4 protein-coding genes (1 of these 4 cut by a window edge) are annotated in these 23,785 nt (G+C 71.1%); all 4 read right to left on the minus strand.

The genetic code is table 11. From position 1 onward, the window contains the following. Tightly spaced (each overlapping or abutting the next), the 4 genes in view from QHF84_RS00410 to QHF84_RS00425 form a layout consistent with a single transcriptional unit that may run on beyond the window. Window positions 1-1,413, minus strand: a complete 1,413-nt coding sequence (locus QHF84_RS00410; protein ID WP_281311109.1) for a hypothetical protein — start codon at window positions 1,411-1,413, stop codon at window positions 1-3. Further along, a complete protein-coding gene (locus QHF84_RS00415; RefSeq protein WP_281311110.1) occupies window positions 1,374-7,640 on the minus strand; it encodes a type I polyketide synthase in 6,267 nt (2,088 codons plus the stop codon). Before QHF84_RS00415 ends, QHF84_RS00410 begins: the two co-directional genes overlap by 40 nt. Then, on the minus strand, window positions 7,637-22,450 hold the full coding sequence (locus tag QHF84_RS00420; RefSeq protein WP_281311111.1) for a type I polyketide synthase: 14,814 nt from the start codon (window positions 22,448-22,450) through the stop codon (window positions 7,637-7,639). Before QHF84_RS00420 ends, QHF84_RS00415 begins: the two co-directional genes overlap by 4 nt. Further along, window positions 22,450-23,785, minus strand: partial view of a type I polyketide synthase gene (locus QHF84_RS00425; protein ID WP_281311112.1) — the 3' portion only. 9,605 nt of this gene lie beyond the right edge of the window; only the last 1,336 of its 10,941 coding nucleotides appear in the window; its start codon lies off the right edge, out of view; its stop codon occupies window positions 22,450-22,452. The genes QHF84_RS00420 and QHF84_RS00425 overlap by 1 nt, the downstream gene beginning before the upstream one ends.

Raw genomic sequence — 23,785 nt, forward strand, 5'->3', positions numbered from 1 at the left:
TCATCCAGCCTGCCCCCCGGAAGCGCGAGGCGCCGCCGGCCGGGCGCGGCGCGAGGCCGCGAGCACTTCCCAGACCATCCCGGGCGATACGAGCCCTGCCGGTGAACGCAGGAGATGGGTGATCTCGAGGGTCCGGCTGGCCACCATCTCCGACACCTGCCCGGCCCCCATCACGCGTCGCATGTAAGCGCTCAGGAGCCTCGTGGCGAAATTCGAGCCCGAGGCGCCCTTGGGACCTTTCGTCTGCGGGAGCGTGAGATCGCCCCCCGTGGCCATCTGCCACAACATCGCAATCGGCTTCGCCGCGCGACGGTAAAACGCCTGGACGAATGCGGCGTCCGTCCCCGAGACGCCCCCGAGCGTCGCTTCGAGGGCGTCCGACTGGAGGACCGCAGACGTCATTCCCTGCCCGTACACGGGATTCAGGCTGCAAATGGAGTCTCCGAAGAGCAGGAAGCCGTCCGGGATCTGCTTCATTCGGTCCACGCGGCGCCATTGGCTCGACGGCATTCGGTGAGCTACGATGTCGGAGAGCGGCTCGGACTCCGCGAGCACGTCGGCAACGACGGGCGAAGGGAGGCTACGCGCGAAATCGAAAAACCCTTGTTCGTCGGCGGGCGGGTGGTCGCCGTGGTATCCGACGAGCGTCACGATCCACCGCGATCCTTCCATCGGCGACGCGACGCCGAGGCGCTGCGGCGGATCGGTGCCCACCATCGCGAGCCGAAAATCGCGGCGCTCGTTCTCCACCCTGCGGACCACGCGGCTCGCATACCCCACGTGGACCGTGACCTCCTCGGCCTCCGGCGTCTCGAAGCCGAGCTCCGGCAGCCAGCGGACGGCGCGAGACGCGCGGCCCGTGGCATCGACGATCAGGTCGGCCTCGAGGAGGGCGTCGCCCTCGACCTTCACGCCCGTGATGCGACCGCCCTGTTTGCTCAAGCCCACCGCCGTCGTCCGGGGGCGGATGCTCACGCCAGGCATGGAGGCGATCCGCCGCCGGACGTGATGTTCGAGCAAGGTGCGCGAGCAGGTGGGCACGTCGAACGACGATTCGCAGCGAATGCGCGGGGCGCCGCCGACGAACGCATACCCGTCGCGACCGTGGTTCACGCGCACGGCGCCATCGGCGAGCAGCGCGTCGCCGAGCCCGGGAAACCATCCTTCGAGCGTGCGCTGTCCGAGGCCGAGCATGGTATGATAATGCCGCGCCTGCGGGACCCCGCGCCGATCGTCCGGCGTTTCAGGGATCTCGTCGCGGTCGAGCACGACGACCTCGTCGAAATGCTTCGCGAGCGCCCTCGCCGCGCAGATCCCGCCCATGCTCGCGCCAAGGACGATGGCCCGACGGCGGCCCGATGCTGCTGCATTCCTCATGCTGACCTCGTGAATGGCATGGTTGTCGAGATCCACTCGTGGATCACCCTCGCTGTGTCGCTCACATTGTCGGAAAGCATGGTCGCATGATCGCCGGGAATGACCGCGACGTCATGCGGGAGTCGCCAGGTCGCGCGCCATTCCTCCTCGACCACGGCGCCCTGCGGCGCCGACGGGTCGATAATGCCCGGCAAGGGCTCGGCGACGCGCACCACCAGGGTCGGAGCGGAGATCGGCGAAGGCGCCCACGTCGCGAAGAGATCGAAATACCAGATCATCGTCGCGAGCTCGTTCGCGGTCCGCGCATTGATCTCCATGCCGGCCGCCCACACGCGCCCGAGCGCTCGCTTGAAGGGCGGGGTGACCTCGTGGATCAAATACGTATCCAGCAAGACGACCCCGGCAGGAGCGACACCTCGACGCTCGAGCTCGCTGGCGACCGCATGCGCGACCCACCCGCCGGAGGAGCACGCGATCAAAATGAACGGGCCCCCATCGACGCAACGAAGGACATTCTCGACGTGCGCGTCGATGACGGAGGCCGCGGTGCGCGGCAAGGATTCGCCGAGCGCAAAACCAGGGTGCGGCAAGACCCAGACATCCCGATCGTCACGGAGCTGCGTCGCGAAGCGGGCATACTGGATCGGGCCCGTCGGAGCCGCGAGGGACGGGAAACAGACGAAGACGGGCGGTTTGCCCCCGTCCCCGAGGCGCACGGGGCTCGGGGCCTCGATCCGACCGCCCGACGAAGGTTCGAGCCTGCGGCCAATGCCGAGACGGGACGCGACCTCCAGGATCTCCCATGCCCGATCGGCCTCGCCCATGGCATAGGCCTGCGCGAAGAGCGAAAAGAGGGAGCTTTCGAGATCGGCGCCGGTCGATGCGTCGCGCTCCGTGCGTCCGCCGTCGCTCGGCTGCACGGCGCCCCGCGCCGCGTCGAGCCGATCCACGAGCGCCGTGGCCAGCTTGTCGGCCGTGGGCGCATCGAAGAGCAGCGTGGCGGGGAGCGAAATGCCGATACGCGCGCCGAGCCGCTGTCGGATCTCGACGGCCATCAAGGAATTGAGCCCGAGCTCGAGGAAAGGCCTCTGCAGGGGGACGTCGCCGGGCGATCCGAGGCCGAGCCGCTCGGCGACCTCCTCGCGCACCATTTCGATGAGCGCCGCCCTGCGCTCGGCGGTCGGGAGCTTGTCGAGTTTTTCCCGGAGCAGCGACGACGTCTGGGCGGAATGGCTCACGCGCGGCCGAACGAGGCTCCGCAGGACCGCGGGGACGGGCTCCTGCGAGCGTTCGAGCGTCATGCGCAGCCGCACGGGATCGAGCGCCACCGGCACGGAAAAGACATCGCCGCGCGCGAGCGCCATTTCCAGCAGGCGGATCCCCTGATCCATCGACAGCGCGCCCATCCCCAGGTTGGCCATCCGCTCGACGTCGGCCTTGTCGAGGTGGGAGGTCATTCCGGTCTTCGCTCCCCAGTAACCGAACGCGAGCGACGTGGCAGGGAAACCACGCGCGCGGCCGTGGTGCGCGAGCGCGTCGAGGAAGACATTGGCGGCGGCGTAGTTGCTCTGCCCCGGCCCGCCGAGGATTCCCGCGACGGACGAGAACATCACGAAACCGCGAAGATCGAGGCCCTGCGTGAGCCGATAGAGGTTCCACGCCCCCGCGATCTTGGGGGCCATCACCCGGGCGAGGCGCTCGGGGGTCAACATGCGCAAGACGCCGTCGTCGAGCACGCCGGCACAATGAAAAACCCCTCGAAGGGGCAACGCCGCGGGGATTGCATCGAGCAGCGTGCGCGTCGCGCCTTCGTCCGCGACGTCGCAAGCGGCGACGGTCACGATCGCGCCGAGCGCTTCGAGCTCCGCCTTCACTTCCCGAGCGGCCTCGGACTCCGCGCCGCGGCGCGAGACCAGGACGAGGTGCGACGCCCCCCTTTCGGCGAGCCAGCGAGCCGTCAATCGCCCGAGGCCCCCGAGGCCGCCCGTGACGAGGAAGGAGCCCTCGAAGGAAAGCTCGCCGGTCGACGCCGAATTCGATTCCGCGCGAACGAGCCTGGGGACGAGCACGCGCCCCTGACGGAGGGCGACATCCGGCTCGTCCTCCCGAAGGAGCGCGTCGACGAGGGCGTCGGCATCGATGCCGGCGGGGTCGAGATCCACGATACGCAGCCCGAGCTCGGGGTGCTCGTTGCGCGCGGTACGGGCGAGCCCCCACAAGGGAGATTGCGCGAGCGCCGGGACGTCTTCGCGGTTCTGCGTCGCAATCGCGCCTCTCGTGATCCACACGATGCGCGCAGGCCGACGCTCCTTCGACACGAGCGCCTGGAGCTCGGCGAGCGCCTCCGTGGAAAGCGCCAGGGTCCGCTCGGCGAGCCCCTCACCGTCGCTCGACGGCAAAGGCCAGACGCGGAGAATGCCGTCGAAGCCGGCGAGCGCGTCGAGGCTCGCCGCCTCGACCGTCACGCCTCGACGTTCGAGCGCGCGCTTCACCTCGATCGCGAGGGGTCCGCCGTCCGAAATCCATGCAAAACGTCCGATCGAGCCGCCCGCGCGCCGCGGCAGCTCCTGCCATGCGACGGTATGGGCGTGTCGCTCCGCCCCACTCGCGCGACGCAGCGAGGCTTCGTCGGCCCGCTTGAGGCGAAGCCCGCGGATCTCGCCCGCGAAAATGCCCCGTTCGTCGTAGAGCGTGACATCCGCGCGGTGCACCTCGTCATTCTCGCGGACACGCGCGACGCGCGCCCAGAGCGCCGTGAGCCCCTTCTGCCAGATCTCCATGCCCTCGATCCAGAATGGCAAGTAGAGCCCATCCTGGACTTCGCCTTGCCAGAGCCCGAGGGCGTGGAGCACGCCGTCGAGCAGCGCAGGGTGGATGATATGGCTCTTCGCCTCCGCGTGTGACGCCGCGTCGAGCGAGACGTTCACCCATCGCACGACGCCGTCGTCTCCTCGGTCTTCGGTGAACGAGGCGCGCAGCGTCTGGAAGCCCGGGCCATATTCGAGCCCGTGCCGCCGCAATGCATCGTAATACCCGGCGAGCGACTCTTGCACGGCGCCCTCCGGGGGGATCTTCCACAATGCGGGCGGCGCCTCCTTCTCTTTCCCCGGCGGATCGAACGTCGCCTCGGCGTGCAAGGACCAGGAGAGCGGCTCCGCCTCGCGCCCGATCGGCGTGCTGTGGACGAGCACCCGGCGCGCCCCGCCGACGCCGGCCGCGACGACGCTGATTTGCAGGCGCACCTCGCCGCGGTCCGGCAAGACGAGCGGCGTATGCACGAGCCCTTCGGCGAGCCTCGAATGCCCGGCGCCGCCGATCGCCTCGATCGCCGCCTCCATGAGCTCGAACAGCGCGACCCCCGGCAAGAGCGTGCGGCCGAGCACGGCGTGGTCCCGGCACCAGGCCGGATCGTGGCGCGAGAGCGTCGTATCGAAGAGCCACGCGCCGCTGTCCGCGGCCAGCCTTCCTGCCCCGAGCAAGGGGTGCTCGCTGCGGATCCAGCCCGCCGCCGCGCGCTTCTTCGTCGGCTCGATCCAGTAGCGTTCGTGCTGAAACGAATACGTGGGCAGCGGGACGCGCCGGCCTTTCGGCAAGACGCGATCGTGTTTCAACGAGAGCCCCCGCGCATGGAGCTCGCCCCAGGAGAGGAGCATTCGCCTCATGCCGCCCTCGCCCTTGCGGAGAGAGCCGACGACCGCGCCCGGTCCGCCCGATTCCTCCACGGCGGCATGCAAGGTCAAGGTCAGCGTGGGGACGGGGCTCATCTCCACGAAGAAACGATGTCCGTCTTCGAGCAGCGCCCTCGTGGCGTCCGCGAAGCGCACGGTTTGCCGTACGTTCCTGTACCAGTAATCGGGGCCGAGCTCCGCGCCGTCGATGAGCTTGCCGGCGACCGTCGAATAAAACCGCACGGCCGACGAGCGCGGCGTGATGCCCGCGAAGCGATCGACGAGCGCGCCGCGGAGAGCCTCGACCTGCGCGCCATGCGTGGCGATGGATTCGCCCACGCGCCGCGCGAAGATCTTCGCGTCGCGCAGCTCGCGCAAGAAGGCGTCGAGGGCTTCGGACTTGCCGGAGACGACCGTCGATCGCGCGCTGTTGATGGCCGCGATGGCGATCTCGTCCCCGAAGCGGCGCACGCGCTCGTCGAGCTCCGCGGCTGAGAGCTCGACGGCGGCCATGGCGCCCTGCCCCGCGAGCGGCAGGAGCGCACGGCTACGCAATGCGATCACCCGCACCGCGTCCTCCAGGGAAAGCGCGCCGGCGACATACGCCGCAGCGATTTCCCCCTGGCTATGGCCGATGACCGCGTCGGGCTCGACGCCCATGGAACGCCAGACCGCCGCGAGCGCGACCATCATGGAAAACAGCACCGGCTGTACCACGTCGATCCGCTGCATGGATGGCGCGCCGTTCTCCCCGCGGAGGACCGCGCGCAGCGACCAATCCACGTGCCGTGACAGGGCGGCCTCGCACGTGTCGATCTGCTCGCGGAAGACGGTCGAGGTGTCGAGGAGCTCGCGCGCCATTTCAGCCCACTGCGAGCCCTGGCCCGGAAACACGAACACGACCTTTCCGGAGACGTCGGCGTCGCCCGTGACGATCTCCGGGGAATGCCTCCCCTGCGCGAGCGCTTCGAGGGCAGAAAGGAGATCTTCGCGCGCGCGCGCGGCCACCACCGCGCGGCGATCGAAATGGGTGCGCGTCGTGGCGAGCGCGTACGCGAGGTCCGCGAGCTCGATTTCGGGGTGCTGGACGAGGTGCGCGCGCAGCCGCTCTGCCTGCGCGCGCACCGCCGATTCGGTCTTCGCCGAGAGGAGGACCGGGAGCCATTCCGGCCGCGGCGCGGGCGTGCCCAGGGCCTCGTCGCGCTCCGCGGGCGCCTCTTCCAGGATGACGTGCGCATTCGTGCCGCTCAGGCCAAACGACGAGATGGCTGCGCGGCGGGGATGGCCCTTCTTGTCCCACGCCACCGGGGCCGTGAGGAGGCGGATCGCGCCGGAGGACCAATCCACGTGGTGCGACGGCGGCGCGGCATGGAGGGTCTCCGGCAGCAGGCCGTGCTGCATAGCGAGGACCATCTTGATGATGCCCGCGACGCCCGCGGCGGCCTGGGTGTGGCCGAAGTTCGATTTGACACTCCCGAGCCACAGGGGGTTCTGGTCGGAATGGGCTCGACCGTAGGTGGCGAGGAGCGCCTGGGCCTCGATGGGATCCCCGAGCGTGGTCCCCGTCCCGTGCGCCTCCACGACGTCGATGTCCCCGGGAAGAAGCCCCGCGTGAGCGAGCGCCTTTCGAATGACGATCTGCTGCGCGGGGCCGTTCGGCGCGGTGAGCCCCTGGCTCCGCCCGTCCTGGTTCAGCGCCGAACCACGCACGACGGCCAGCACGGGGTGGCCATTGCGTCGCGCATCGGAGAGCCGCTCGAGGAGGACCATTCCGATGCCCTCGCCCCACCCGGCGCCGTCGGCCGCCGACGAGAACGGCTTGCACCGGCCATCCCGCGCCAGCACGCGCTGGCGGCTGAACTCGGTGAAGCTCGTCGGGGTCGCCATGATCGTCACGCCGCCGGCGAGCGCGAGCGCGCAGTCACCATTGCGAAGCGCCTGACAGGCCACGTGAAGCGCCGTGAGGGACGAGCTGCACGCCGTATCGACGGTGACGGCCGGTCCCTGGAAGCCGAAGGTATACGAGACCCGCCCCGAGGCGATGCTACCGCCCGTCCCCGTGGCGACCTGGCCATCGAAGGCGTCGGGCGATTGCAAGAGATTCGCCCCGTAATCCTGGAACATGATGCCGACGAAGACGCCGGTCGTGCTGCCGTGCAAGGAAGCCGGGACGATTCCGGCATTTTCGAGGGTCTCCCAGCACACCTCGAGCAGGAGCCGCTGCTGCGGATCGATCGCCGTGGCTTCCCGCGGTCCGATACCGAAAAACGCGGCGTCGAACCGATCTGCGTCGTAGACGAACCCGCCCTCGCGCACGTAGCTCTTTCCGCGGGCGTCGGGATCCGGATCGTAGAGCTCCTCGACGTTCCATCCGCGATTCGTCGGGAACGCGGCGATCGCGTCCGTCCCCGAGGCGAGCAGCCGCCAGAGCTCCTCGGGGCTCCGGATGCCGCCGGGAAAACGGCAGCCCATGCCGACGATCGCAATGGGCTCGTTCGCCGCCGACGCGAGCTCCCGATTCTGCTGGCGCAGACGCTCGACTTCCTTCAACGCCGTACGAAGGGCCTCGACGAGTTTGTCAGGGGAGGAGCTCATTCGTGGGTCATTCCTTCATCAACGGGTGTCGCTGCCATCCCGAGCGCCAGCTCGACCAGCTCGTCGGCCGACATCGCGTCGATCGCCTCGGAATCGGGGCGACCGGACGCCAAATCGGCCTCGGCCTGTGGCTCGGCGGCGAGGTTCAGCAGCGCATCGAGCAGCCCGGCCGAACGAAGTCGATCGAGCGGAATCGAAGCGACACGGCGGCGCACCTCTTCCTCGTCGAGCGCCGGTGTCGCGACGGCGGGGGCGTCGTCGCCAAGGAGCTCGTCACGCAAGAGCGCGACGAGCGCGGCGGGGCTCGGATGATCGAAGAGGAGCGTGGCCGGCAGCCGCAAGCCGGTCGCAGCGCCGAGGCGATTGCGCAGCTCGACGGCCATCAAAGAATCCATGCCGAGCTCCTGGAGAGGGCGATTCGGCTCGACGGCATGGCTCGGGCTGCCGAGCACGAGCCCCGCCTCTTTGCGGACGAGGTCGAGCAGGACACGCTCGCGCTCGGCCTCCGAGAGCGGCGCGAGGCGCTCCCGGAGCGCCGCGGAGACCGACGAAGCAGCCGGCGCCGGCGGGCGCGGTTCGGTACGCACGAGGCCCCGCAGGACGGCGGGGAGCGTCTCGGCGCGGGCGCCGCCTGCCGCCGCCACGAGGTCGAGGCGCACCGGGACGAGCAGGGGTTCGTCACGGCCGAGGGCCGCGTCGAGGAGGGCGCATCCCTCGTCGGCGGAGAGGAGCGAGAGGCCATGCCGCGAAAGACGCGCGCGATCGGCGTCGGCCATGCTCGCGGCCATGCCGCCGTCCGCCCACGGTCCCCAGGCGAGCGAAAGGGCGTGTCGTCCGCGCGCGCGCCGCTGCGCCGCGAGCGCGTCGAGGAACGTATTGGCCGCGGCGTAGCTGGCCTGCCCGGCGTTGCCGAGGAGGCCGCTCAGCGAGGAGAACACGACGAACGCCGCGAGATCATGGCCTCGCGTGGCCTCGTCGAGCGCGAGCGCGGCATCGACCTTCGGCCGGAGGACCTCGCTCACGCGGCGAGGATCGAGCGACGAGAAGACGCCGTCATCGAGCACGCCGGCCGTGTGAATGACGGCCGTGAGCGGGTGCTCCTCGGGGATCGCGCCGAGGAGCGCGGCGAGGGCGTGCCGATCGGCGACATCACAAGCGGCCACTGTGACGCTCGCGCCCGCGTCGCGCAGGGCTGCGCAGAGCGCGTCGGCGCCGGGCGCCTGCGCGCCGCGGCGCGAGACGAGGACGAGGTGACGAACCCCGTGCCGGGCGACGAGGTGCCGCGCGACGAGGGCGCCGAGCGCGCCCGTGCCTCCGCTGACGAGCACGGTGCCGTTCGGCGGGAAGATCACGCCTTGCAGGTCCGCCGGCGGTCGCGTGCGGGCGAGACGCGGCACGCGCAGGGCCCCGTCGCGAAGGGCGATCTGCGGCTCGCCGCTCGCGAGCGCGGCGGGCAGGGCGCGCCACGAGGGCTCCTTGTCGTCGATGTCGACGAGCAACAAGGCTCGTTCGGCATGCTCCGTCTGCGCGACGCGGACGAGCCCCCATACCGGCGCATGCACGAGATCCGCCACGTCCTCGCCGGGACGCGTGGCGATGGCGTTCCGGGTGAGGACGACGATACGGCCATCGGCGAGGCGCGGATCGGCGAGCCCCTTCTGGAGAAGCACGAGCGTCCGGTTTGTCTCGGCATGCGCGAGGGCCGCTACGTCACCCGACGTCGACAGAGGATTCGTGAGAATCAAGAGGACGTCGGGCGCGCCGTCGCCCCGATCGAGCGAAGCCTGCAACGAAGCGAGGTCGGCGTGCCATTGCACCTTTTCGAAGGCGAGCGCGAGCCGGGCCGAGGCGGCGTCCGCGGCGTCGCCCACCACGGCCACGACGCCCGTGCGCGCCCCGGGGAGAGAATCGGCGACGGTGAGCTCGCTCCACGTCACATCGTAGAGGTCGCGGCGCTCGGAATCCGCGAGGAACCGCTCCGCCGGCGCGCGTCGGGTCGTGAATCCATCGACATGGGCGACGGGATGGCCCTCCGCGTCCCAGAACGTGAGATCGGAGCGCGTGACCTCCGTCGACGCCGACGGCTCCGTCCCCAGCGCGTGCTCGACCCAGGCGGGGACGCGCGGATCCCCGTACCAAACGAGCCGTTCCACGGAGAAGGGCAGCCGCGGGACGTCGGCTTTCGCCGGTTCGTCCGCGGCCTCGCCGCCGAAGCCGCCGCTCCAGAGGCCGAGGCCGAATGCATTGTCGAGCGCGCCGCCCGGCAGGGGGCTGTCGCCGAACGCCGTGTCCTCGGGGGAAACGAGCTTGCCGAGCGCTGCCGCTTTCCGGACGGCGACGACTTTGTCGAGCCACCACCAGCGCGCGCGCCATTGGAGCTGCGTCGCTCGCAGCGCGGCCCCGACCTCGGACAGCGGCCCCGGCGTCGGCCCCACGAGCGGAGGCGTGAACGGGTCCCGACGCGGCGCCTCGTGGGCGTCGAGCCCGCGGAGCAGCGCCGTCACGTGTGTCGTCCAGCCATCACCGCTCCGCGTGGAGAGCGTGGCGGAAAACCCGGCGTCGCCCTCGAGAGGCGTGAGGTGGACGTGCAATGTGACGTGGTCGGTCACGTCGGCGAACGTCAGGACCTTGAGGAAATGGACGTCGCACAGCTCGATGGGTCGGCCGGGGAAATGCGACGCGCCGATCGCGAGGAGGACGGACGGATAAAACGCGCCGGCAATGATGATCCGATCGTAGACGAGGTGTCCGTCGAGGTACGGCTGGACGCCCGGCCCGATCTCGACGGTGTGGAGAATGGATCCGTCGGGGAGATCGACCCGGGCACCGGCGAGGCGATACCGGCCCGCCGGCGTCCCTCCGCGGTTCTCCGCCCGGCGGGAGACGTCGATCCAGTGACGCTCGCGCTGGAAGGCATACGTGGGCAGCGCGACGCGGCGCGGGCGGGCATTCGCGAAAAATGCTTCCCAATCGACGTCGTGCCCACGCGCGGAGAGCCCCGCGAGCGCCGTCGTCAGGCTCTCGGGTTCGGCGATGTCCTTGCGCAGGACCGGGAAAAACGCTGCGTCATGCTCGTCGGGCAAACATGCGGGCCCGAGGCCGCTGAGCACGCCTCTCGGACCAAGCTCGACGTACGTGGTGACGTGATCCGCTGCGAGCGTCTGCATACCGTCGCGCCATCGAACCGCGCGCCGTACGTGCTCGACCCAGTATTGCACCGAGCAGAGCTCCTCCACGGTCGCGCGTTTGCCCGAGAGGTTCGAGACGATCGGAATCCGGGGCGCATGCAACGTCACCCCCGCCACGACGCGGCGGAATGCGTCGAGCATGCCGTCCATGCGGGGCGAGTGGAATGCGTGCGAGACCGGGAGGCGCGTCGCTTTCCGCCCGAGCGAGCGAGCCATGTCGGCGACCGCGAGCACGGCGTCCTCGTCGCCTGCGACGACGGTGGCCTCCGGACCATTCGAGGCGGCGATCTCGGCCCGACCGTCGAGGCCGGCGAGCCAAGCGTTCGCCTCCGCCTCGGTCGCGCGCAAGGAGACCATCGCGCCGCCCGGAGGCAACGCTTGCATCAACCTGCCGCGCGCGGCGACGACGGTGCAGGCGTCTTCGAGCGACAGAACACCGGCCACGTGTGCAGCCACGAGCTCGCCGATCGAATGGCCGAGGAGCACGTCCGGCTCGACGCCGAAGGATTCGAACAGCCGGTACAGCGCGACCTCCAGGGCGAACAGCGCGGGCTGCGTATACATCGTCGCGTCGAGCAGGCGCGAGGTCGCCGAGTTTTCCTCGGCAAACAGGACCTCTCGCAGGGGAACGTCGAGCGTCCTGTCGAAATACGCGCAGCAGGCGTCGAGGGCGTCGCGATACACGGGATACGCTTCGTAGAGCGTCCGCCCCATGCCCGGCTGCTGGCTGCCCTGCCCCGTGAACAAGAAGGCGAGTTTGCCCCCCGCGCCCTCCTCCCCGAAAATCGCGCAGGAAGGCATTTCCCCTCGGCTCACGGCGCCGAGCGCGTCGAGGAGCGCGCCGCGATCCTCCACGACGATCGCCGCGCGGTGCTCGTGGAACGTCCGCGTCGTCGCGATCGAGTAGGCCACGTCGCCGAGCCCGAGCTCGGGCCGCGCCACGAGGTGCGCCAGGAGCCGCGCCGCCTGGGCGCACCGCGCGGCCGGTGTCCTGCCGGAGACGAGGAACGGGAGCCACCGCGGCGCGTTCGGTCGAGGAGCGTCCGCGACCCGCGCGTCGGCCCTCGGCGGCTCTTGCAGGATGACGTGCGCGTTCGTCCCGCTCAACCCGAAGGCGGAGACGCCCGCGCGACGCAAGTGCCCGCTGTCGGAGCGCGCCCAGGCGAGCGGCGCGTCGATCACACGAACCGGCAGGGCGCTCCAATCGATGTGCGGGTTCCGCGGCGTCGTGTGCAGCGTGGCCGGCAGCGCTTCGTGGTGGAACGAGGCGATGATCTTCGCCACGCCCGCGAGACCGGCTGCAGCCTCCAGGTGACCGATGTTGGTCTTGACGGCCCCGAGCAGCAGCGGACGCGCTCGCTCCCTGCCCGGACCGTACACCGCGGCGAGCGCCTGCACTTCGATGGGATCGCCGAGCGAGGTGCCCGTGCCGTGGCACTCGATCACGTCGACCTCGCCGGGCGAAAGGCGAGCATCCTCCAGCGCCGCGCGCAGCACCTTTTGCTGGGACGGGCCGCTCGGCGCGGTGATGCCGCTGCTCGCGCCGTCGTGATTGACGGCGCTGCCTCGGACGACGGCGAGGATCTCGCGACCGTGCGCGAGCGCGTCGTCGAGCCTCTCGAGCGCGAGGACGACGACGCCTTCGCCTCGGCCATATCCATCGGCCTCGGCGGAGAACGTCTTCGACCGGCCGTCCTTCGCGAGCGCGCGCGTGCGCGAGAGCAGGACGAACGCCTCGGAGGCCGCCATCACCTGCACGCCGCCCGCGAGCGCGAGGTCACACTCCCTTCGCCGCAACGACTGGCATGCGAGGTGAAGCGCGACGAGCGACGACGAGCAAGCCGTGTCGAGCGATAGCGCCGGGCCTTGCAATCCCAGGGTGAACGCGATCCTTCCCGCGGCAAACGAGGTGTGGGTGCCGAGGACGGCGTACGCCTCGCCCTCCTGGGCCGCGGCGTGCAGGACATTGTAATCGCTCGGTCCAATGCCGACGAAGACGCCGGTCTGGGAATCCTTCAATGCGCCGGGGACCGTGCCGGCGCTCTCCAGCGCCTCCCACGCGGCCTCCAGGAGCAGCCGGTGCTGCGGATCGATGTTCTTGGCTTCGCGCGGGCTGATCCCGAAAAACGTCGCGTCGAAGAGGTCCACCTGGTCGAGGAACGCCGCCTCGCGGACGTAACTCTTGCCCTTCGCGTCGGGGTCGGGATCGTGGAGGGCATCCATGTCCCAGCGGGCCTTCGGGACGGGCCCCACGGCGTCCTCGCCTCGCGAAAGGAAGCGGAAATAACTCGGGAGATCCACGACGCCGCCCGGCAGACGTAGCCCGATGCCGACGATGGCAATGGGCGCGCCCTCGGCCGACGGCGCCGCTTGCCCGCCGCCCATGAGCGCGGTCGATCCGACCGGCGGGGCGAGGAGGTCGAGCAAAAACGTCGCGACGTTTTCCGGCGATGGGTGGTCGAACGTCAACGTCGCGGGCAAACGCGCGCCGGTGGCTTGCTGAAGCCGGCTGCGCAGCTCCACGCTCATGAGCGAATCCAGCCCGAGGTCCATGAACCCCATGCGCGCGTCGAGCCGCGACGCATCGGGATGGCCGAGGACCGCCGCCGTTTCGCCGAGCACGAGGCCCATAAGGCGCGGCGCGCGGTCCTTCTCCGGGAGCGCGCGGAGCTCCAGGGAAAACGCGGACGGCGCACCGCCCGGACGCACGTCCGTCGCGGCGCCCTCGAGCGCCCGGCGCGCGTCCGGCAGATCGCCGAGGAGCGGGCGCGGACGCGCCGCCGCGAACGACGGGGCAAACAGCGCCCAGTCGACGTCGGCCACGGTGACGGCGACGTCGGCTCCCACGAGCACACGTTCCAGGGCCGCGAGGGCCTTCGCGGGCGCCATCGGGCGGAGCCCACGCCGGCGGAGGAACTCCGCGGCGCCCGCCTCGGAGGCCATGCCGCTCCCGGCCCACGGACCCCACGCGATGGAGGTACCGGCGAGGCCCTGGCCGCGGCGATGCTCGACGAGCGCGTCGAGGAAGGCGTTCGCGGCCCCATACGCGCCCTGGTTTCCGCTCCCCCACACGCCCGCGATCGAGGAGAACGTCACGAATGCGTCGAGCGGCGTCTGCGAGAGCGCCTCGTGGAGATGCCACGCGCCGGCCGCCTTGCCCGAGACCACCTCCGCGAGCTCGTGCGCGCTCGTTTGCAGGAGCGGCTTCTGCTGGAGGACGCCCGCGGCGTGAAAGACCGCGCGGAGGGGAGGCGCCGCGGCTCGAAGCTGCTCGCAGAGCGCCGCCACGGCGGTTCGATCCGACGTATCGCACGAAAGGATCGTCACACGCGCGCCGAGCGCGGTGAGCTCCGCCTCGAGCTCCGGCGCCCCTTGCGTTTGGCGCCCCCGACGGCTCGTGAGCACGAGGTGCGTGGCGCCCTTCCCCGCAAGCCAGCGCGCGACCTCGGCGCCGATCGCGCCCGTGCCTCCGGTGATCAGGATCGTCCCCTCGGGGGTGAAGGCGGGGCGACCGGCGCCCGCATCCTCGTCCACGCGCGCGAGCCGACGCACGTAGATGCCGGCCTCGCGCACCGCAAGCTCGCCCTCCGCGCCGACGCCGGAGAGCGCGAGGCCGAGGCGCTGCCGTCCCCGCTCGTCGAGCGCGCCGGTCACGTCGATGAGCCCACCCCATCGCTCGGGATGCTCCAGCGCCGCGACACGCCCGAGCCCCCACACGAGTGATGGAATCGGACGCTTCAGCGGATCCGATCGACCGACGCTCACGGAGCCGCTCGTCACCACCCAGAACGGGGCCTCGACGCCGCAATCCCCCAGGGCCTGGAACAAACTGAGCATTCGCGCCGCGCCGTCCACGAGAACAACCTCGCCCGCGGGCAAACCCTCCTCCTCGGCGAGGAGCAAGACGATCCCCCGCGGGGACTGCGCGTCCGAAAGGGCGTCGCGCAGCCGCGCCGCGATCCGATCCCGACCCTCTTCGTTCCTCGACAAACGGAGGGAGACGACGCGCGCGCCCCTCTCCGTGAGCGCGGCTCGTATCGTGGAATGCAGGGCGCCCTCGGCGCCCGTGTCGTCGACCACGACCAGCCACGACCCTTCCGCGGGGCGCGCATCGTGCTGCTCGAGCGGCCGCCAGATGACGCGATAACGGAGCGCAGCGAGGCTCGATTGCTCCTGCTGCGCCTTGCGCCACTTCGCGAGGAGCGGCATCGCCGCGCCGAGCGCCGAGCGCCGCGCGTCGTCGTCGACGCCGAGCACGGCCGTGAGCGTGGACAGATCCTCCCGCTCGACCGCCGCCCAGAGACCCGCCTCGGCCGCCGAAGACGCGCCCGTCGCCGTGGGGTCGATGCCGCGGGGCTTCGCGCCCTCCAGCCAGCAGCGCTCCATCTGGAAGGCATACGTCGGCAGCTTCACGCGACGCGGGCCGAACGGCGCGAAAAACGCTTTCCAATCGACCGCTACGCCGTTCGCATGGAGACCTCCGAGCGCCGCCACGACCGCGGCGGCCTCGGGGATCTCTTTGCGCAGCACGGGGACGAACGTCGCGACGCCGTCCCCGGACAGGCACGCCGGTCCGAGCGCGCTCAGCGTTCCTCGGGGGCCAAGCTCGAGGTACGTCCGGACCCCCTCCTCCGCCAGGCAACGCATGCCGTCGTGCCAGCGAACGGCGCTGCGCACGTGCCGGACCCAGTACTCCGCCGAGCGGATCTCCTCTGCGGCCACGCGTTTGCCCGTGACGTTCGAGACGATCGGGATGCGAGGCGTTTCGCGCGTCACACCCTCCACGACACGCCGGAAGGCCTCCAGCATCCCGTCCATGCGCGGCGAGTGGAACGCATGCGAAACCGAAAGCCGCGTCGCCCTGCGCCCGTGCGCACGTGCCATTTCGGCGACGGCGAGGACCGCATCCTCGTCGCCGGCGACGACCGTGGCCTCCGGGCCGTTCAGCGCCGCGATGTCCACGCGCCCCGCGTGCGGCGCGAGCCAGCCGCGTGCCTCTTCCTCGTTCGCCTGCAACGCGACCATCGCGCCGCCTTCGGGGAGCTCGCCCATGAGCTTCGCCCTCGCCGCGACGACGACGCAGGCGTGCTCGAGCGTGAAGACGCCCGCGACATGGGCCGCGGCGAGCTCGCCGATCGAATGACCCATGAGCACGTCCGGCGTGACGCCGAAGGACGCGACGAGCCGATGCAGCGCCACTTCCAGCGCGAACAGGGCCGGCTGCGTGTAGGTCGTGTGATCGAGCAGGCCTGCCTCGGGCGTGCCCTCCGGCGCGAACAGGACGTCGATCAGCGGGCGGTCGAGGAGTTTGTCGAAGTGCGCGCACGCGGCGTCGAGGGCCTCGCGAAAGACGGGGTACGTCTCGTAAAGCTCGCGCCCCATCCGCGGGTGCTGGCTGCCCTGTCCGGTGAACAGCATCGCGAGCTCGGCCCGCGCGCGACCTTCTCCGAGCGTGACGCCCGGCGGGTTTTCCCCCCGCGCCATCGCGACCAGCGCGTCGCGCAGTGCGGATCGATCCTCCGCGACGATGGCCGCCCGCCGGTCGAGGTGCGCCCTCGTCGTGGCCAGCGAAAAAGCGAGGTCCACGAGCTCGTTTTCCGTCTCGTTTTCGACGAGCGCGGAGAGCTGCTTTGCCTGCGCGCGCAGCGCGTCCGGGGTTTTTCCGGAGACGACGAACGGTAGCCACCGCAGCGCCGGAGCCCCGGGGGCCGCCGAGACGCGTGATTCCTCGGCAGGCGCCTCCTCGAGAATGACGTGCGCGTTCGTCCCGCTGAGCCCGAACGCCGAGACGGCGGCGCGGCGGACGTGCCCCGCTTCGGACCGCGGCCAGGGCAGGAGCGTGTCGACCACGCGGACCGGGAGGGCATCCCATTCGATGTGCGGGTTGCGCGGGGTCGTGTGCAGCGTCGGCGGCAGCGCTTCGTGACGCAGGGAGGCGAGGACCTTCGCCACGCTCGAGAGGCCCGCGGCCGATTCGAGGTGGCCGATGTTCGTCTTGACCGCGCCGACGAGGATCGGGTGCTCCGGCCCCCTACCCTGGCCATACACCGCGGAGAGGGCTTGCACCTCGATCGGATCTCCGAGCGACGTGCCCGTGCCGTGGCATTCGACGAAGTCGATGTCGGACGGGTCGATCCGGGCATCGTCGAGCGCCGCCCGCAACACCTTCTGTTGCGAGGTCCCGTTCGGCGCCGTGATCCCGCTGCTCGCCCCGTCGTGGTTCACCGCGCTGCCGCGCACCACCGCGAGGATCGTCCGTCCCGCCGCCCGAGCGTCCCCGAGGCGTTCGAGTGCCAGCACGACCACACCCTCGCCGCGCCCATACCCATCCGCTCGCGCCGAGAACGTCTTCGAACGTCCATCCGCGGCGACCGCCCGCGTGCGGGACAGGAGGACGAACGCGTCGGGCGCGGCCATCACCTGCACGCCGCCCACGAGCGCGAGATCGCACTCTCTTCGACGCAAGGACTGGCACGCGAGGTGAAGCGCCACCAGGGACGACGAGCAGGCCGTGTCCAGCGACAAAGCCGGGCCCTGCAGCCCGAGCGTGAACGCGATCCGGCCGGCGGCGAAGGACATGTGTGTCCCCGTGACGACATGCGCGTCGGCCGATGACGCCGAGCTGCGCACGAGGTCGTAATCGCTCGGCCCGATGCCGATGAAGACGCCGGTCTGCGAGTCCTCGAGCCCGCGCGGATCGATGCCTGCGTCCTCGAGCGCCTGCCACGCCGCCTGGAGCAGGAGCCGGTGCTGCGGATCGATGTTCTTCGCCTCGCGCGGGCTGATCCCGAAAAACGCGGGGTCGAACAGGTCCACGCGATCGAGGAACGCTCCCTCCCGAACGTAGCTCTTGCCCGCGGCGTCCGGATCCGGATCGTAATGCGCGTCTGCGTCCCAGCGATCCGCGGGAATCGGCCCGATGGCATCCCCGCCGGCCGACAGGAATCGAAAGAAGCTCGCGAGGTCGACGACCCCGCCCGGGAGCTGCAGCCCGATACCGACGATGGCGAGCGGCTCGTCGAGCTCCGCCCTGGCCGGCTGCACGCGCGGTCGATCCACGAGCGCGTCGCTCGTTCGTCCGAGCGCAGGGGCGAGGCGCTCCAGCAAGAACCGCGCGACACGCGCGGGGGTTGGATGATCAAACGCCAGCGTCGCCGGCAAGGCGGTCCCGATCACGCGCTGGAGCGCCTGGCGGAGCTCGACCGCCAGGAGCGAATCCAGGCCGATCTCCATGAAGCCCGCATGTTCATCGATGCGCGAGGCATCCGCGAACTTGAGGACCCGCGCGGTCTCGGCCATCACGAGCCGGACGAGGCGCCGGAGCCGCTCGGGCTCGGCGAGCGGGCGGAGCTCCGAAAGAAGGGGGGGCTCGTGGGTCCCGGCCGCCGGGCCGTCACCGAGGGCTGCGCGCGCCTCGACCAGATCGTCGAAGAACGGCTGCGCGCGCACCGCGGAGAAGGCGGGCAGGAGGCGCGACCAATCCACGTCGGCGAGGGTGACGGTCACCTCGTCGCCGCGAAGCACCTGCCCGAGGGCCGCGATCGCGACGGGCGGCGCGATCGCTCGCAGCCCCCGGCTTCGAAGGCGCTCTTGCTCGGCGGTGGCCCCCGCCATGCCGCCCCCCGCCCAGGGTCCCCAGGCAATGGACGTCCCGGACAAACCACGCGCGCGCCTTTGCTCGATCAGCGCGTCGAGGAACGTGTTGGCCGCGGCATACGCTCCCTGGCCCCCGCTCCCCCACACGCCGGCGATCGAGGAAAACGCGACGAACGCGTCGAGCGGCTCCGCGGACAGGAGCTCGGCGAGGTGCAAAGCCCCGGCCGCCTTGCTCGCGAGCACCTCGGCGAGCTCGGCGGCGCCCATGGAATCGAGGGCCGTTTGATGAACGACGCCCGCGGCGTGAAAGACGGCGCGAATCGGCTGCCCCGCCGTGACAAACCCCTCGACGAGCGCGCGCACCGCGTCGCGATCGGCCATGTCGCAGGCGGCGAGGGTCACACGGGCGCCGAGCGCGACGAGCGCGGCTTCGAGCGCCTCGGCCCCCGGCGCCTCGCGCCCACGACGGCTGACGAGCACGAGGTGCTCGGCGCCGTTCCCGGCCAGCCACCGAGCGACGGCGCCGCCGAGCGCGCCCGTGCCCCCGGTGATCAGGATCGTCCCTTTCGGCTGGAAGGGACCACGCGCCGCGGTCGTCGGCTCGGGGGCGCGCGCGAGGCGGCGCACGTACAGGCCGCTCGGCCGCACCGCGAGCTGATCCTCCGCGCCGAGCCCAGCGAGCGCCGCGCAGAGCCGCGCGCGTGCTCGTTCGTCGAGGGGCGCCGCGACGTCGACGAGCCCCCCCCATCGCTCGGGATGCTCGAGCGCCGCCACGCGGCCGAGGCCCCAGCAAAGCGAGAGATGCAGGCGCTGCAAAGGATCGGACGGGCCGACGCTCACGGCGCCGCTCGTCACGACCCAGAGCGGCGCGCCGAGGCCGACGTCGCCGAGCGCCTGAAGCAGGGCGAGCGTCCGCGCCGCCGCACGAACGTACGCGCCCCCGCCGCCCTGCGCGGGTTCGTCCTCGTCGAGGAGCAAAACGATTCCCCGCGGCGAGGTGCCGTCCGCGAGGGCTTCACGCAGCCTCGAAGCGATACCCGCTCGATCGTCCTCGTTCTCGCCCAGGAGAACGGAGACGACGCGCGCGCCACGCTCCGTGAGCGCCGTCTCGGTCGCGGCGCAGAGGGCCGTTTGCCCGCTGCCGCGGACGAGCAGCCACGTACCGTCGATGGAGCGGGCCTCGGGGATGGGGAGCTCGATGGGCTTCCAGCCGACCCGATAACGAAGCGCGCTTTCCGCGGGCCGTTCTCGTTCGCGTTGCGGGGCTTCGATCCAGAAGCGCTCGCGCTGGAAGGCGTACGTGGGCACCTCCGCGCTTTGCGCACCGAGCGCCGTGAAGAAAGCCTTCCAGTCGACGGCGATGCCGCGCGCATGGAGCGCGCCGAGCGCGAGCGCGACGGATGGCTCGTCGGGGACGTTCTTGCGCAGCGCCGGGACGAAGGCCGCGTCAGGCCCCTCTTCCTCGGTCAGGCAGAGCGGTCCGAGGCCACTCAGCACCCCTTGCGGACCAAGCTCCAGATACGTGCCGACGCCGTCCGCCGCGAGGCTCCGCATGCCGTCGTGCCAGCGCACCGCGCGCCGTACGTGACGAACCCAGTATTCCGCCGTGCAGAGCTCCTCCGCTGTCGCGAGTTTGCCCGTCGTGTTCGATACGATCGGGATACGGGGCGGATGCAACGAGACGGACGATACGACCCGCCGGAAGGCGTCCAGCATCGCGTCCATGCGCGGCGAGTGGAACGCATGCGAGACGGAGAGCCGCGCCGTCTTGCGCCCGAGCCGTCGTGCCTCGTCGGCGACCGCGAGCACGGCGTCCTCGTCGCCCGCGACGACGATGGCCTCTCGCCCATTGAGGGCCGCGATCTCCGCGCGCCCTGCGTGACCGGCGAGCCAGCCGCTCGCCTCCTCCTCGGTCGCCTGCAAGGAGACCATCGCCCCACCGGGGGGCAGCTCTTGCATCAGCCGTCCACGCGCGGCGACGACCTTGCAAGCGTCTTCGAGCGACAGGACGCCCGCGACGTGCGCCGCAGCAAGCTCGCCGATCGAATGCCCCGCGAGGACGTCGGGCGTGACGCCGAACGATTCGAACAGCCGGTAGAGCGCGACCTCCAGGGCAAACAGCGCCGGCTGGGTGTATCGAGTTTCGTGAAGGAGGCTCGCTTCGGGGGTGTCCTCGCGCGCGAAGAGCACGTCCCGGAGGGGTCGATCGAGCAGCGCGTCGAAGCAGGCAAACGAGGCGTCGAGTGCGTCTCGAAAAACGGGCACCGTCTCGTAGAGCTCCCGTCCGCTCTGCGGGAGCTGGCTGCCCTGCCCCGTGAACAGCACCGCGAGCTTGCCCGCCCGATGGCGCTGGTCGACCACGGAGAGCGCCGCGCGTTCGCCCTGCCCGAGCGCCGCGAGCGCGTCGAGCAGCGCGCCGTGCTGCGCGGCGACGAGCACGGCCCGGTGCTCGAAATGTTTTCGTGTCGTCCCGAGCGCGCACGCCACGTCCGCGAGCTCCACCTCCGGGCGCGCGGCGAGGTGCTGGTGAAGACGGCTGGCTTGCGCATGCAGGGCCGCCGCGGTTTTTCCGGACAAAACAAAGGGGAGCCATCGCGGCGCCGCGGCGCTCGACGCCCGCGCCGCGCGGGGCTCCTCGCTCGGCGCTCCCTCCAAGATCACGTGTGCGTTCGTCCCGCTGATCCCGAACGACGACACGCCCGCGCGCCGGGGACGGCTCCGCGACGGCCACGGGACGGCGTCCTGGAGCAGCCGGATCCGGCTCTCGGACCAATCCACGTACGGCGACGGCGCCTCCGCGTGCAGCGTCCTCGGCAATCGCCCGTGCTGCATCGCGAGGACCATCTTGATGACCCCGGCGACCCCCGCCGCGGCCTGCGTGTGGCCGATGTTCGACTTGATGCCTCCGAGCCAGAGCGGGTGCTCCGCCGAACGGCCCGCGCCGTACGTGGAAAGGAGCGCGCGCGCCTCGATCGGATCGCCGAGCGTCGTCCCGGTCCCGTGCGCCTCGACCGCGTCGACGTCGTCGGCCGACAGCCTCGCGCTCGCGAGCGCTTGCTTGATCACCCGCTCCTGGGCAGGGCCGTTCGGCGCGGTGAGCCCCTGGCTCTTGCCGTCCTGGTTCAGCGCCGATCCGCGCACGACCCCGAGGATGGTGCGCCCGTGACGACGCGCGTCCGACAGCCGTTCGAGCAAGAGGAGCCCCACGCCCTCCGCCCACCCGACCCCGTCCGCGTTCGCCGAAAAGGCCTTGCACCGGCCGTCCTTCGCGAGGCCGCGCTGCCGGCTGAACTCGATGAAGCTCATCGGCGTCGCCATCACGGTGACGCCGCCGGCGAGGGCGAGCGTGCACTCGCCCGCACGGAGCGCCTGGCACGCCAGGTGGATCGCGGCGAGCGACGAGCTGCACGCGGTGTCGATCGTGATCGCCGGGCCCTCGAGCCCGAGCGCATACGCCACGCGGCCGGAAGCGACGCTGGGCGCGCTGCCGAGGCCCACGTGTCCTTCGAGCTCGTCGTCGCCCGAGCGCATCAGGGCCGCGCCATAATCGCTGTACATGATGCCCACGAAGACACCCGTGGGGCTGCCGAGGAGCGACGCCGGATCGATCCGCGCGTGCTCGATCGCCTCCCACGATGCTTCGAGCAGCAAGCGTTGCTGCGGGTCGATCGCCGCGGCCTCGCGGGGGCTCACGCCGAAGACCTCGGCGTCGAACCGATCCGCGTCGTGCAAGAAGCCGCCCTCGCGCACGTAGCTCTTGCCGCGCGCGTCCGGGTCCGGATCGAAGAGCGTTTCGAGGTCCCAGCCGCGGTTCTCAGGGAAGCCGCCGATCGCGTCCTTGCCCGCGTCGACGAGGTCCCAGAGCTCCTCGGGCGAAGACACGCCGCCCGGGTACCGGCAGCTCATTCCGACGATCGCGATGGGCTCGTGCCACCGCTCCTCGACCTCCGTGAGGCGCTCGCGCGTCTGCCGGAAGGCCGTGGTGAGCCGCTCGAGATAGGCCCGAAGTTTCTGCTCCTCGCTCATCAACCAAACCCCATGTCTTCGAGCTCGCGGTCGAGGATGCCGAAGAGCTCATCGTTCGACGCCGCTTCGAGGTCCTTGGGTGCCAAGGCCTCGGGGGCGCGTGCGTCGGAGGCGCGCCCCTTGGAAAGAAGAGCCCGAAGCCTGCGATCGACGTTCCCCCAGGTGACGTCGTCCCCGGCCGGGATCCCGGCGATCAAGGCCTCGAGCGTGTCGAGCGCCGCGCCGAGCGACGCGGGGGCTCGTTTGGCAGGGACGATCTCGGCGCGGAGCCATCGCGCGATGGCGGCCGGCGTCGGTTGATCGAAGAGCAGGGTCGCCGGCAGGCGCAAGGCCGTCGCAGCGCCGAGGCGATTGCGCAGGTCGAGGGCCATCAACGAATCGAGCCCCAGCTCTTGCAGCGGGCGATCGGGCTCGATCGCGGAGGCCTGCCGCCCCATGACCGTCGAGACCTCCTTGCGGACGAGCTCGAGGAGCGCGCGGGTTTGCTCGGCCTCGGAGAGGGACGAGAGCCGATCCTTCAGGAGGTCGGCCGAAGCGCTCGTGGCCTCGGGCACCCGCCGAGGCGCGGCACGGACGAGCCCTCGGAGCATGGCGGGCAGGGCCTCGGGCCGGCTCGCGAGGGCGCCGAGGTCGAGCCGAACGGGGACGACACAAGCGTCCACGCCCAAGAGCGCGGCGTCGAGCGCGGCGAGCCCCTCACCCGTCGAGAACGAGAGCAGGCCGTGACGCGCGAGCCGCGCCCGGTCTGCGTCCGAAAGACGCGCCGCCATGCCTTCCTCCGCCCAGGGGCCCCATGCGAGCGACAGGGCTCGCTGCCCCGCGGCCTGCCTGTGACTCGCGAGCGCATCGAGCAGCGCGTTCGCCGCCGCGTAGCTCGCCTGCCCTGCGTTGCCCAGCACCCCGGCGAGCGACGAGAACAGGACGAACGCGGAGAGCTCGCGCCCCTGCGTCAACGCATGCAGCGCGAGCGCGGCGTCCACCTTGGGCCGGAACACACGGTCGATCCGCGCGGCGTCGAGCGCCGGGAACAACCCGTCGTCGAGCACGCCCGCCGTATGAAAAACGGCGTTCAGAGGGAATGCCTCGGGGATCGTGGCGAGGAGGCGTTCGAGCGCCTCGCCATCTCCCACGTCGCACGCGGCGAAGGTGACCGTCGCACCCGCGGCGCGCAGCTCGTTCGCGAGTGCCTCCGCGCCCGGCGCCGCGCCGCCGCTTCTTGAAACGAGCAGCAGATGGCGGGCGCCGTATCGGGCGACGAGGTGCCGCGCGACGAGGGCGCCGAGCGCGCCCGTGCCTCCCGTGATGAGCACGGTCTTGTCGGGATCCAAGGCGAAC

This window comes from Polyangium sp. y55x31, from assembly GCF_029946505.1.
Lineage (GTDB): Bacteria > Myxococcota_A > Polyangia > Polyangiales > Polyangiaceae > Polyangium.

What these genes read in the sequence shown, in the direction of transcription:
- QHF84_RS00415 (WP_281311110.1), bottom strand. Translation starts at nt 7,640, where the DNA reads ATGAGCTCCTCCCCTGACAAACTCGTCGAGGCCCTTCGTACGGCGTTG.
- QHF84_RS00420 (WP_281311111.1), bottom strand. Translation starts at nt 22,450, where the DNA reads ATGAGCGAGGAGCAGAAACTTCGGGCCTATCTCGAGCGGCTCACCACG.